This is a genomic window from Pseudogemmobacter sonorensis (assembly GCF_042762395.1).
In the GTDB taxonomy this organism is placed as follows: domain Bacteria; phylum Pseudomonadota; class Alphaproteobacteria; order Rhodobacterales; family Rhodobacteraceae; genus Pseudogemmobacter; species Pseudogemmobacter sonorensis.
In genome coordinates this window covers 24,929-36,880 of the sequence record NZ_JBEFZE010000003.1, presented here as the reverse complement: position 1 = coordinate 36,880, position 11,952 = coordinate 24,929, and the positions used below count along the sequence as shown (strand labels likewise).

The following is an 11,952-nucleotide window of genomic DNA, read 5'->3' as shown; positions in this document are numbered from 1 at the left end:
AGATCTTGCACCAATTTCTCTTTCATTTATTTAATATTATTAAATTTTCTTGATATTGGAGATCCGCCGCGCAATCATGCCCCGGGATTGCCTTCGCGGCAGAAGAACCCGTCCAAAACACGCCACCTGGAATGAAAGGAAACAGCATGGCCATCACCCTCGGACAAACCCACGGCTTTTCGATCAGGGTCGAAGAACCGATGACGGCCGAGCATTTCGGCAATGCCGGGATTCCGGTTCTTGCGACGCCCTGTCTCGTCGGTCTGGTCGAGCGCGCCTGTATCGAGGCGGTCGCCCCCCATCTCGACGAAGGCCAGGGCACCGTCGGCACCCTGGTCGAGATCCGCCACCTGGCCGCGACGCCGGTCGGGCTGACCGTCACGCTTTCGGTCGAGGTTACCTCGGTCGAGGGGCGCCTGATCGGCTTCAAGGTGACCGGCCACGACGGGATCGACACCATCTGCGAGGCAACCCATGGCCGTGCGGTGGTCAATGTCGAGAAATTCGTCGCCCGCTCGAAACAGAAGCTCCCGGCGTAGCGAGAAAGGGCGTCCGGCCGCGCAGGCCGGGCGCCCGTCAGCCGCCGGGCGGGCCCGGCGCCTATGGCGACAGACGCTCAAGCCTCGGGCTGCGGCACGATGACCGCATCCACGACGATGGCGCCCTGCCCTTCGGGCAAGACCTTGATCGGGTTGATATCCATCTCGGCAATGGCGCCCTGGCCGCGCAGGACGAAATCCGAAATCGCCTCAAGGCAGGCGATCAGCGCGGCGCGGTCGGCGGGCGGCGCGCCGCGCACCCCCTCCAGCAGCCGCGACGCGGTCGGAAGCGCCGCGATCATCGCCTCGGCCTCGCCCTCGGCCAGCGGCAGCGGGCGCAGCGCCACCTCTTGCGAGAGATCCACCAGCACCCCACCAAGGCTGAGCGCCAGCATCGGCCCGAAGCTTGCGTCATGCTTGACCCCGGCCAGCATCTCGACCCCGCCGCGCACCATGCGCTGCACCACATAGCCCCGCACCGACGGCGCCGGGGAAAGCCCAGCTACCCGCGCCTGCATGGCCCGCACCGCCTCGGCCACCGCCTCGGCCGAGGCCAGGTCCAGCGCCACCAGCCCAAGGTCCGACTTGTGCGGAATGTCGTCCGAGACGATCTTCACCACCACGGGAAAGCCGATCCGCGCCGCCGCCTCGGCCGCGGCGTCGGGGCCCGGGACCAGCGCCTCGGCCACCACCGGCACCCCGGCCCGCGCCAGAAGCGCCTTGGCATCGAATTCGTTGATCGAGGGGCGGTCGCGGTCGATCGCGATGGTCCCGCCTTCGGGCAGGGGGCGCGCCGCCGCCCGCTTCGCCGACCAGTCCGCCATCCGCGCGATGGCCTGCATGGCAAGGCGCGCGCCGCTCAGCATCGGGACGCCCGCCGCACGCAAGACCGCCTCTTGATCCGAGCGGAACACCCCCGCCCGCGTCGACAGAAGCGCAAGCGGCTTCGCGGTCTCGGGCTGGGCCTCGGCCACCATATGGGCATAGAGCAGATCCTCGGCCGGATCGTCCAGCGGATGGCCGTCCATGCCGTCGCAGACGAAGGCCACGATATCGTAGCCGTCGGAATTCCCCAGCACGCGCAAGGCATGGGGATAGTTCTCGTTCGGATTGCCATTGCCCCAGGCGTCGAGCGGATTGCCCTCGCCGGGCACATGGCCCACGACCGCCTCGACCTTCTGCCGGTCCCGCGCCTCCAGCACCGGCAGCGAGATCGCGGTCCTTTCCGAAATGTCGAGAAGAAGCTCGGTCTGCCCGCCCGAGCCGGTCACCACCCCCAGCCGGTTGCCCTCGGGCCATTTCGACCCCTGGCAAAGCGCGATCACCTCGGCCATCTCGGCCAGGTCATCGACCTCGATGGCGCGATGCGCGCGCAGAACGGCGCTGAACACCGCCGAATCACCCGCGAGGCCCCCGGTATGCGACACCACCGCCTGAACGGCGCGGGCCGATTTCCCGGCCTTGAGCACCACCACCGGCTTTCCCAGATCCGCCGCCCGGTCCAGCAGCGCAACATAACGCTCGGGCTCCTTCACGCTTTCGGTGAAGCAGCCGATGACGCGGGTGCCCGGGTCGTCGATCATCGCCTCCAGCAGATCGCAGGAAGAGACGACCTCTTCGTTGCCCGAGGAAATCACATGGCTGAAGCCATAGCGGCGGCAGTCCGAAACCATCGAGATGCACATCGCCCCGCTTTGCGACATGAAGCCGACATTGCCCCTGGCGCGGGCGGGGTCGAACACCTCATGCATGTAGAGCGCGCTGTTGTTCGCCGCATTCAGGATCCCCATGCAATTGGGCCCCAAAAGCGCCACGCCCGCCTCGCGCGCAAGGCCCGCGATCTCGCGCGACAGCGCCTGCGCCTCGTCCGACGGATGCTCCGAGAACCCGCCCGAATAGATCACCGCGGCGCGCATCCCCGCGTCGATCGCGGCGCGGAAGTTCTCGGGCAGGCGCGCATTGCCGATGCAGAAGGCGGCCGCATCCAGCGGGCCCGGCAGATCGGCAAGGTCCGGGCGGCAGGCGAAGCCCTGCACCTCGGCGTAGCGGGGATTGATCGGCCAGACCGGACCGGCATAGCCCATCCGCCCCAGCGAGCCGAGGATCGCGCGCCCGACCGAGGGCTTGGGAGAGGCGCCGACGACGGCGATGGACTGCGGGTTGAACAGGGCGGAAAGGGACATCTGGGCTCCGGGCAACAGGGGGCCGCCCGGCCCGGAATGGGGCCGGTGGCAGGACTTCCATGTCTTCTGTGCGGGTCGTGTCGCGCCCTATTTCGGCGCGAAACGGTCCTTGCGCCATGCGAGCGCGGCCTTCAGCCCGTCACGCTCGGAAATGGCGTAGAATTCGCGGCTCAGCGCGGTTTCTGTGGCGTAAAGGCTTGAAATCACGTCATGGCCCGCGTTGATCGCATTGCGGAAGCCATCGGCCTCCATACCGCGATTGAGCGCGCGTTTCGCGGCGACCAGCGATTCGGGCGAATAAAGCGCCAGGCGCTCGGAATATTTCCGCACCTCTTCGGCAAGGCGTTCGGCCGCGACGACACGGTTCACCATGCCGTAATCCAGTGCGGTGGCCGCATCGACGATATCGCCGAAATAGACCATCTCTCGCGCGCGGCGCTGGCCGATGATCCAGGGCAGGACGAAGACCGGCCCGGCGGTCGAGAAGCGGATCTCGGGCTCGCCGAATTTGGCGTTGTCGGCGGCGATCACCAGATCGCAGCACATGGCAAGCTGGCAGCCGCCGCCGACCGCATGGCCCTGGACCTGGGCGATCACCGGCTTCCTGGCCTCCCAGGGGGCGGTTTCGCTTTTCACCGTGCCGTCGAGATGGTTGTGCCAGCCAAGCGCGGTCGGCTCGGCCTCGTCTTCCTCGTCCTGGTCGTTGCCGATGTCGTGGCCCGCGCAGAAGGACCGCCCCTCGCCCCGCAGCACGATGCAATGCGCCTCGGGGTCGCGATCGGCCTGGCGGAACCGCTCGACCAGCAGGAACTTCATCTCCTCGGTGATGGCGTTCAGCTTTTCGGGACGGTTGAGCACGATATGCGCGACATTGCCGACGCGTTCGTAAAGAATATGATCGGGGTGCTTGAATCGCATGTCCTTCCTCTCTCAAACTGCCCCGCTGCGACCGTGCGGGACATTTCAGAAAGTGACCGGCGCATGTTGCGGCCTGGTCGCCGGCTTTTAAGTGGTGCGACCCACTTGGCCTACGGTTGTTCGCCACACCGTCTGCCACCGGCCCCGGGGAATTATCCCGGGTGCAAGAAGGGAAGGCCTTCTCGCAGGATTACCTTTGCCCGAAATGAAATTTCATTCAAATGATTCTTTGACAAAAGAATGCCTCGGGGCAAAATATCCATGAATCCGGCCAATTCGATGAACTTTTGGGCATTAACTGGTTCAATTTCCCCACCACGACCGAAATGTCGGCAGGAAGCTGACATTCGATCTTGAATAAGGCTCAATGCGATCATGCCGGAAAACAACCCGCCCCGCCCCGCCATCCTCTTCGCCCATCCCACTTTCGACCTTGCCGGGACGGCGGGACGAATCGGGCTTTTCCCAGGCGTCGCGCAGGTCAGGGACCGCGAGGCGCTGATCCGGCGACTGCCGGAGACCGAGGTTCTCGTCGTCTCCTCGCTCTGGCAGGACGGGATGCTGGATCTCGCGCCAAGGCTGCGCTTCATCCAGACCATCAGCGTGGGGTTCGATTTCCTCGACCTCGGCAAGGTCGCCGCGCGCGGGGTCCGGGTCGCCAATGTCTCGGGGCTGAATGCGATGGCCGTCGCGCAGCATGCAATGGCGCAGATCCTGGCGCTGAGCCGCCGCCTGCCCGAGCTGATCCTGGCGCAGGCGCGGGGAGAATGGCGCAAGCCCTCGCAGCGCGCAGACGAGATCACCGACAAAGAGGTCGTGATCATCGGCACCGGCAGCGTCGGGCAGAAACTGTCCGGGCTTTTGGGCGCCTTCGGCTGCACCGTCACCGGCATCCGCCGCCAGGCCTCGCCGCCGGTGGCGGGCTTCAGCCGCATTCTGGACCGCGAGGCGCTGGACCGGCTTCTGCCCGAGGCCGATATCGTCGTGATCGCCTGCCCGCTGACCGAGGAGACCCGCCATATCATCGACGCCGCCGCGCTGGAGCGGATGGCGCCGCAGGCGATGCTGGTGAATGTCGGGCGCGGCGGTTGCCTGGACCAGGCCGCCGCCGGTGCCGCGCTGGCCGCCGGGCGGATCGCGGCGGCGGCGCTCGATGTGTTCGAGGTGGAGCCGCTGCCGCAGGATTCGCCGCTCTACCGGCTGCCGAATGTGCTGATCACCCCGCATATGGCAGGCGACAGTGCGGAATATGAGACCAATGTGCTGAAGCTTCTGGACGAGAACCTGGCCCGGCTGGCCGATCCCGCCGGAGGGCCGTTGCGAAACGAGCTTACCGCCTGACCGGGCCCGCCCCGCTCGGCCCGCCCCGCTTGACCCGCCCCGGCCCGCCCAAGGGCAAGCCCCGCATCAGGCGCGGCGGCAGGCACCGGAACCGGGGTCAGCCCTTCCCCTCGAAAAGCGGCCGGTGCCGATGGGCCTGCGCGACGTAATGGCCCGGGTTCCTGCGCAGGAACTCCAGATCGGTCGGCCTCAGTTCGCGCGCCATCCGGGCCGGGCAGCCGGTCCAGAGCGTGCCCGCCGTCACCACCTTTCCCGGCGAGACCACGGCGCCCGCGCCCACCATCGCGCCCGGCTCCACCACCGCGCCGTCCAGCACGATCGCGCCGATCCCGACCATCGCCCCGTCGCCGATCCGGCAACCATGCAGGACCGCGCGATGGCCGATGGTCACATCGGATCCGACCACCGTCGGGCCCTGCCCCAGCGTGGTATGCACGATGCAGCCGTCCTGGATGTTGCTGCGCGCGCCGATGCGGATCTCTTCCTCGTCGCCGCGCAGCACCGCGCCATACCAGATCGAGCAGCCCTCGCCGATGGTGACGGCGCCGATCACCACCGCCCCCGGCGCGACGAAGGCGCTTGCGGCGATCTGGGGCGCAACCCCGTCGAGCGGCGCCGTCAAGTCGAGCCTGCTTTCCCCCATGGCCTTGGCCTCCCTCTTGCTGGCAATGCGATCCGGTTTCGCGGGCTCCCGGCACGGTCAGCCCCGAAGCGTCGAAGCCGCCTTGGCCGCCGATGCCACCTCCGACGATGGCTCGCAAGGAAAAAGAGCGGGTGGCGCAGGGGCGATCTCTCCTTCCCGGTGGCTCCCGGCAGGGGCACCGAGGCCGCCCCAAGGGCGCGCGCATCTGCCCCGCAGCCTAGCAAGGCGGATCCTGATGCGGGCGCCGGGCCAATTGCGCGCCCCGCCCAACACATCGGCCGCCCACACCGACCCGGCAACCGCCCGCAAGCCGACACGCCCCGGCATCCCATTCCGGCAGGCACCCGCCCGCCGCAGGCAAGCCGCCCTCAGGAACGCGGGTCGGCGCCGGAGGGCCGCGCGAAGGTCTTCCTGAACCAATCGCCAAGCATGCGCTTGTCATGAGAGAAGCGCCCATCGCTGTTGCGGGCGCGCGGGTCGGACAGATAGGTCCTGTCCACCAGCCGCACCTCGTCCTGCCGCAGGACGCGCCCGCCCTCGCTCAGCGTGTAGCGAAGCCGGATCTTCGGCGGCGTGGTGTCGCGCATGATCCGGACATCGCGAAGCTCGAAATGCCAGGGCTCGAACTGCCCGGCCAGGTCGATGTCCAGGACCTCGACCGCCAGATCCTGTCCGGCGGGCAGATGGCGCGCTGCCAGTTTTTCAAACTCCTTGTCGAATTCGGCCAGCGCCGCGGCCCGGCTGCGCGTGCTGCGGAACTCGCTGTCCCGGAAGGTTTCGGGCGAGACATAGGTGACGGCGACATCGGCCAAGGCGGCCGGGGAAACCAGCGCGGCCATCACACCGCCAAGAACGGCGGAAAGGCATGGAACCCTGAACAAGGCGAACCTCCGCATCATGCGTCTGCTTGCTCCAGCATGCCATCCTCGGCGCGGATTTCAAGGGAGCCGCCGCGATGGCCCCACGCCTGTTCGTCGCGCGGACGAAAACGCCCTGAAGGGCCCTGCCCGCCTGTTCGTCGGTCCGGGCGACATGGTCCCCGGCATCCGCCCCATGGCGCACCGCCCGAACGGGCAGGATGCCCCACCCTTCCGCATCGGCGGAAACCTCCGGCGCTTTCGCGCGTTGTCGAGCGATGCGAATGAAACCCGAGGAGATGGTCATGTCCCCACCCGACACCAACATCGAGATCCAGAAACGCCGCCATCGCGGCCCGCTCCTCGGGATCGGGGCGGCCGTCATCCTGGTGATCATCGGCTTCGTCTGGTGGCTGGGGGGCGAATTCGGCGCGCAGAGCCCTGCGGAACCGGCAACGCCCTCCCCCGCCCCGGTGAGCGAGATCGAGCCAGAGACCGAGACGCTGCCCGCCACGCCCGAAGCCCCAGCGCCGGAAACCCCCGGCACCACCACCACGCCCTGAGCATGACACCGGAGTGGGAAGGGGGGGCGGGAAGCCGGCGCCCCCGGCACTCGCTTCCCGCCCCCAATAGCCGCCCCTTGCCGGATGCGATCCTCTGACGCAAGGGACCGGCGGATCCCGATGACGGGCGGATCCCGATGACGGGCGGATCCCGGTAAAGAAACGGGGCGCCTTGTCGGAACCCGCTCCTCGACCCCGAATCGGTTGCCCCGGCATTCCGGCAACATCGATCCAGCCAAGCGCAACATCTCGTCAGCAAGAGTGGCCACCGGGCTCGGATCGCCCGCCCCGAGGCCCGCCGCAGCGCGGCGAAAAGCCCTGTTGCGGCGCCTTTTCTGCGCCGGCCTCCCGGCAGCGTGATGCGATGGAGCGGCACTCCCTCCCTCGATCCTTCGGGAGGTGCGCGCCAGATCAAAGACGCCCATGGGCCAATCCGATCAAGCCAGCCCCCCGCGTGCGGGACCCGCAACCTGCCAGAGCCGCAGCGAAATCCCACCGGAAATACCGAATCTGCAAAAACTCCGGGCAGAACCCGGTGCCGCCCGGTCCAATCCGGCGCCCGGCGGCAGATGGTTCTTGCTCGTGACAAAACGAGTAAATAGAGTTTCACAAGGTATAAATTTATAATTCACATCTGTCCTGTTTTCTTGGGCAGGAACATGACTTCTTTGGGAATGCACGCATCGTGACCTTGCGAACCGTCATCATAGGTTACGGAAAAATGGGGGAAATCCGGCATCGCGCGATGGAGCGTCTTGGCGGTTACGAGGTGGTCGCGGCATCGGATGTCTTCACCGACCGCGATATCGGCATCCCCCTTTACCAGGATCCGGCCGAGACCTTCCGCCACAAGCCCGATGCGGTGATCGTCAGCCTTCCCAACCGCTTCATCCCCGATGTGGTCTGCGACGCGCTGGCGCGCGGCCACCATGTCTTTTCGGAAAAGCCGCCGGGCCGGAATCTGGCCGATGTCGCACGCATGGCGGATGTCGCGGCGCAGCATCCCGGACAGGTGCTGAAATTCGGCTTCAACCACCGTTTCCACGATGCGGTGGAAGAGGCGCAGCGGCTGATCGCCTCCGGGGTGCTGGGAGAGCTGTATTTCATGCGCGGCGTCTACGGCAAGGCGGGCGGCGTCAACTATGCCGCCAACTGGCGCAACGATCCCGGCCTTTCGGGCGGCGGCATCCTGATCGACCAGGGCATCCACATGCTGGACCTGTTCCTGATGTTCGCGGGCCGCTTCGCCGATGTGAAATCCGTAGTGCAGCGCAAGTTCTGGACCGGCTCGAACGTCGAGGACAACGCCTTCGCGCTTCTGACCACGCCCGAGGGGGTGGTGGCCAGCCTGCATTCCTCGGCGACCCAGTGGCGGCACCTGTTCAAGCTGGAGCTTTACCTGCGCAACGGTTTCGTCTCGATCGACGGCATCCTCTCCGCCTCGGGCTCCTACGGGACCGAGGTGCTGACCATCGCGCTCAACCGCCAGGGGCCGGACGGCAGCCCCCTGCCCAATCCCGAATGCCAGGAGCTGCGCTATACCGAGGATCGCTCCTGGGACAAGGAGATGGCGGAATTCCACGCCGCCGTGACCCAGGGCGCGCCGGTGCGGAAGGGCACGGTCGAACAGGCCCGCGACGTCATGGACCTGGTCGAGCGGATCTACCGCGCCGACGGCGGCTGGCAGGCCGGGACCCGCTCCGAACCGGCCCAGCCCTAGCGAAAGACCCATCAGGCCATGCTGACCCCCGTCTTCCTCGACAACCTGCCCGACGCGCTGCCGCCGATACAGCGCGGAAGCGAGCTTTACCGCCTGCAACGCAGCCGCGAATTGATCGACCTGCTGGCCCAGGATTCGGTGGAATGGCAGGAGCGCGATTGCCCAAGCTGCGGCGCGAAGGGGCGGGCGCAGCATTTCACCCTGACCCCGCTGGCCTTCCACCGCTGCCTCGGCTGCAATTCCATCCATGCCGCGCGCGTGCCCGATCAGGCGCGGCTGGACGGTCTGCGCATGGCCACGCTGTCGGACGGGCGCTCCGACCCTTCGGTGCATTATGCCCAGCGGTCGTTCGAATTCGCCTCGATCCTGAACTGGCTCCAGATCGCCGCCGCGCGCTATCGCGACAAGGCGCTGCGGGTGCTGGACTATCGTTTCGCCTCGCATGCGCCGGGCTTTGCCCTGGCCGCGGCCGAGGATGCCGCCGTCGAGGGCCGCGAATGGCATCACGTCCCGCTGCAGGCCGGGGGCGAGCCCTTCGCCGACCTGGCCGAGGCCCTGGCGCGGACAGGCCCGGACGCGGTCCTGCTGCAGGCCGAGATCGACCGCGCAGCCGACCCCGGCTTGCTGCTTGCCAGGCTGCGCGAAGGGCTGCCGTCGGGCGCGCTGGTCTTCGTCTCCTCCTCCTGCGCGGACGGCTTGGAATACGAGATCCTCGGGCCGCGTTCGCCCAGCTTCATCCCGCTGGACCGGCTCAACCTGTTTTCGATCCGGGGCTTTCGGCAGCTTGCCCAGGACACCGGCTTTACCTGCCTGGAAAGCTCGACCCCCGGGCGGCTCGACGCGGTGATCCTGAAATCCCATTTCGACCAGCGCGCCTCGAACGACACGCCGTTCTGGTCGGGCTTTTTCCGCGACGCCAACCGCGACCGGTTGCAAGATCTTCAGGTATTGTTGCAGCGCAGCCTTCGCTCTGGGGTGATGCGCTTTGTTCTTCAGGTGCCTTGAGCGCAGACATTCCCCCAGCCCCGTATCAGGAGCCTCCTCTCCGTGACCCAGCTTTTCCCCGCAGCCCCTTACGCAAGCTGCTCTTCCTTCGGCAGCGCCTATTTCGAAGCCCTGAGCGCCGCCGCCAGCGGGGTGGATTTCACCGCCCTGGACCGCGCCGCCGATGCGATTTCGCAGACATTCGCCCGCGATGGCTTTGTCTATATCTGCGGCAACGGCGGCTCGGCGGCCATTGCGAACCATTCGCTTTGCGACCTGCTCAAGGGCCTGCGCACCGACACGACCCTCAGGCCCCGCGTGATCTCGCTGGCCGCGCATACCGAGGCGAATTCGGCGCTGTCGAACGACATCTCGCATGACGAGATCTTCGCCTATCAGCTTGAATCCATGGCCCGGCCGGGCGACCTGCTGTGGACGGTCTCTTCCTCGGGCAATTCGCAAAACGTCGTGCGCGCGCTTGAAGTGGCCAGGGGCATCAGCCTGACAACGCTGTCCTTCACCGGATTCGAGGGCGGACGGTCGCGCGGCATGGCGGATGTGAACGTCCATGTCGATTCCAACAATTACGGCGTGGTCGAGGATATCCACATGGGCTTCGTCCATGTTCTCGCGCAGTTCCTGCGCATGAAGAACATGGATCCCGCCCTGGTCGGCCAGCGCAAGTTCTGATCCCGCAGATGCCCGCCCAAGGTGCCGCATCGCCCGAAACCCCGGCCGTGGTGGATGACGCGCTGAGGCTGTCGCTGGTCGCGCTGCTGGCCGCGCTTGGCCGCGAGGTTCTCGCCGCCAAGGCGGACGTATCGGCCAAGGGCAGCGACGGGCTCGATCTCGTGACCTCGGTCGATCTGGCGATCCAGTCGCGGCTTGAGACGGCGCTGCCCGCGCTCTTGCCTGGATCCTCCGTCACCGGGGAAGAGGGCTATGCCGCGCTGGCCGCCCCCCCCGATCTGGTCTGGCTGGTCGATCCGCTGGACGGCACGGTCAATTTCGTGGCCGGGCTGCCCATCTATGCCATCGCGGTCGTGCTGCTGGCGCAGGGCGTGCCGGTTCTGGCCGCGGTGCAGGACGTGCCGCGCGGGCTGTGCTATTCCGCGCGCAAGGGCGGCGGCGCCTTCACCGGCGCAAGCCCGCTGCGCCGACACGACACCCCCGCCCGGCTTTGCGCGATCAGTTCCGGCCTGATCCGCAACCTGGCCCGCAACGCGCCCGCCACGCTGGATGCGCTGATGGGCGAATGGAAGCTGCGCAACCTTGGCAGCCAGGCCCTGCAACTGTGCCATGCCGCCGAGGGGCATCTGCGCTTCGTCGCCTCGCACGAGGCGCGGGCCTGGGACGATTTCGCGGGCGCCCTGATCGCCACCGAGGCCGGGCTGCGCTATGGCCGCTACCTGCCCGGCCCGGCCCCCGCCGCCGATGCCCCGCAGTCGAGCCTCTGCGCGGAACCCGACCTGTTCGACGCAATCGCCCGCGGGCTGGCCCGAAGCCCCGGCACTGGAGAGACGGAATGAAGACCATCGCGATGATCCCGGCCCGGATGGGCAGCCAGCGGCTGAAGAAGAAGAACCTCGCGCCCCTGGCCGGGCAGCCGCTGATCACCCATGCCATCCGCAAATGCCTTGAGGCGGGCTGTTTCGACGAGATCTGGGTCAACTCCGAGGATGCCGAATTCGCCCGATACGCCGAAGATTACGGCGTGCGCTTCTACCAGCGCCCGGCCGAACTGGGCAATTCGGTCGCCACGTCGGAACAGTTCATCCACGACTTCCTGAAGAACGTGCCCTGCGATGCGGTGGTGCAGGTCCATTCCATCGCGCCCCTGCTGTCGGCGCAGGAGGTCAAGGATTTCGTCGCGGCCTTCCTGGCCTCGGACCACGATGTCATGCTGTCGTGCATCGAGGACCAGATCGAGGTCGCCTATCAGGACCTGCCGGTGAATTTCACCTTCGCCGAAAAGACCAATTCGCAAGAGTTGAAGCCGGTGCAGCGGATCACCTGGTCGATCACCGGATGGCGTTCAGCCCCCTATCTGGCGGCGGTCGAGGCGGGCCGGATCGGCACCTACAACGGCTCCATCGGCTTCCATGCGGTCAACCCGATCTCGGGCCATGTGATCAAGACCCAACTCGATCTCGACATCGCCGAGGCGCTGATGGCCGTCCTTTCGAAGCACGAAGGGGCCTGAG

The 11,952-nt window shown here is 67.1% G+C and carries 12 protein-coding genes; 8 read left to right on the top strand and 4 right to left on the bottom strand.

What is annotated here, in order from left to right:
- Nucleotides 1-146 precede the first annotated feature (146 nt).
- Nucleotides 147-539 carry a thioesterase family protein gene (locus tag ABNX41_RS03240; RefSeq protein WP_438668289.1) on the top strand — a complete coding sequence of 131 codons (393 nt, stop codon included), beginning with the start codon at nt 147-149 and terminating at the stop codon, nt 537-539.
- Between the two features lie 77 nt (nt 540-616).
- Here ABNX41_RS03240 and ABNX41_RS03235 read toward each other — a convergent pair whose 3' ends face one another.
- Complete coding sequence (locus ABNX41_RS03235; RefSeq protein ID WP_438668288.1) at nt 617-2,722, bottom strand: acetate--CoA ligase family protein; 2,106 nt, start codon at nt 2,720-2,722, stop codon at nt 617-619.
- An 87-nt stretch (nt 2,723-2,809) separates the two neighbouring features.
- Nucleotides 2,810-3,640 (bottom strand): enoyl-CoA hydratase/isomerase family protein, encoded by an 831-nt coding sequence (locus tag ABNX41_RS03230; RefSeq protein ID WP_438668287.1) that lies wholly within the window; start codon nt 3,638-3,640, stop codon nt 2,810-2,812.
- Between the two features lie 375 nt (nt 3,641-4,015).
- Here ABNX41_RS03230 and ABNX41_RS03225 point away from each other — a divergent pair, with 375 nt between their 5' ends.
- Nucleotides 4,016-4,981, top strand: coding sequence for a D-2-hydroxyacid dehydrogenase (locus tag ABNX41_RS03225; protein ID WP_438668286.1), 966 nt, complete (start codon nt 4,016-4,018; stop codon nt 4,979-4,981).
- 97 nt (nt 4,982-5,078) lie between these two features.
- Here the strand turns inward: ABNX41_RS03225 and ABNX41_RS03220 are convergent, their stop codons facing one another.
- On the bottom strand, nt 5,079-5,624 hold the full coding sequence (locus ABNX41_RS03220) for a gamma carbonic anhydrase family protein (RefSeq protein WP_438668285.1): 546 nt from the start codon (nt 5,622-5,624) through the stop codon (nt 5,079-5,081).
- 368 nt (nt 5,625-5,992) lie between these two features.
- Entirely contained in the window at nt 5,993-6,505 is a 513-nt protein-coding gene (locus tag ABNX41_RS03215; protein WP_438668284.1) for a DUF3016 domain-containing protein, read from the bottom strand.
- 281 nt (nt 6,506-6,786) lie between these two features.
- On the opposite strand from ABNX41_RS03215, the gene ABNX41_RS03210 reads away from it, so the two are divergent.
- The 6 genes from ABNX41_RS03210 (at nt 6,787) to ABNX41_RS03185 (ending at nt 11,951) form a co-directional block, all read left to right on the top strand.
- Nucleotides 6,787-7,044, top strand: coding sequence for a hypothetical protein (locus ABNX41_RS03210; RefSeq protein ID WP_438668283.1), 258 nt, complete (start codon nt 6,787-6,789; stop codon nt 7,042-7,044).
- A 685-nt stretch (nt 7,045-7,729) separates the two neighbouring features.
- A complete protein-coding gene (locus tag ABNX41_RS03205) occupies nt 7,730-8,764 on the top strand; it encodes a Gfo/Idh/MocA family protein (RefSeq protein WP_438668282.1) in 1,035 nt (344 codons plus the stop codon).
- Between the two features lie 18 nt (nt 8,765-8,782).
- Nucleotides 8,783-9,769 (top strand): hypothetical protein, encoded by a 987-nt coding sequence (locus ABNX41_RS03200; RefSeq protein ID WP_438668281.1) that lies wholly within the window; start codon nt 8,783-8,785, stop codon nt 9,767-9,769.
- Nucleotides 9,770-9,811: 42 nt separating this feature from the next.
- Nucleotides 9,812-10,438, top strand: a complete 627-nt coding sequence (locus tag ABNX41_RS03195) for a D-sedoheptulose-7-phosphate isomerase (RefSeq protein WP_438668280.1) — start codon at nt 9,812-9,814, stop codon at nt 10,436-10,438.
- Between the two features lie 8 nt (nt 10,439-10,446).
- Entirely contained in the window at nt 10,447-11,277 is an 831-nt protein-coding gene (locus ABNX41_RS03190; protein WP_438668279.1) for an inositol monophosphatase family protein, read from the top strand.
- Complete coding sequence (locus tag ABNX41_RS03185; RefSeq protein ID WP_438668278.1) at nt 11,274-11,951, top strand: acylneuraminate cytidylyltransferase family protein; 678 nt, start codon at nt 11,274-11,276, stop codon at nt 11,949-11,951. The genes ABNX41_RS03190 and ABNX41_RS03185 overlap by 4 nt, the downstream gene beginning before the upstream one ends.
- The last annotated feature ends 1 nt before the right edge of the window (nt 11,952 follow it).

Excerpts from the sequence above, each read along its gene's own strand:
- ABNX41_RS03235 (WP_438668288.1), bottom strand. The coding sequence starts at position 2,722 with ATGTCCCTTTCCGCCCTGTTCAACCCGCAGTCCATCGCCGTCGTCGGC.
- ABNX41_RS03230 (WP_438668287.1), bottom strand. The coding sequence starts at position 3,640 with ATGCGATTCAAGCACCCCGATCATATTCTTTACGAACGCGTCGGCAAT.
- ABNX41_RS03185 (WP_438668278.1), top strand. The coding sequence starts at position 11,274 with ATGAAGACCATCGCGATGATCCCGGCCCGGATGGGCAGCCAGCGGCTG.
- ABNX41_RS03240 (WP_438668289.1), top strand. The coding sequence starts at position 147 with ATGGCCATCACCCTCGGACAAACCCACGGCTTTTCGATCAGGGTCGAA.
- ABNX41_RS03220 (WP_438668285.1), bottom strand. The coding sequence starts at position 5,624 with ATGGGGGAAAGCAGGCTCGACTTGACGGCGCCGCTCGACGGGGTTGCG.
- ABNX41_RS03210 (WP_438668283.1), top strand. The coding sequence starts at position 6,787 with ATGTCCCCACCCGACACCAACATCGAGATCCAGAAACGCCGCCATCGC.
- ABNX41_RS03200 (WP_438668281.1), top strand. The coding sequence starts at position 8,783 with ATGCTGACCCCCGTCTTCCTCGACAACCTGCCCGACGCGCTGCCGCCG.
- ABNX41_RS03225 (WP_438668286.1), top strand. The coding sequence starts at position 4,016 with ATGCCGGAAAACAACCCGCCCCGCCCCGCCATCCTCTTCGCCCATCCC.
- ABNX41_RS03190 (WP_438668279.1), top strand. The coding sequence starts at position 10,447 with ATGCCCGCCCAAGGTGCCGCATCGCCCGAAACCCCGGCCGTGGTGGAT.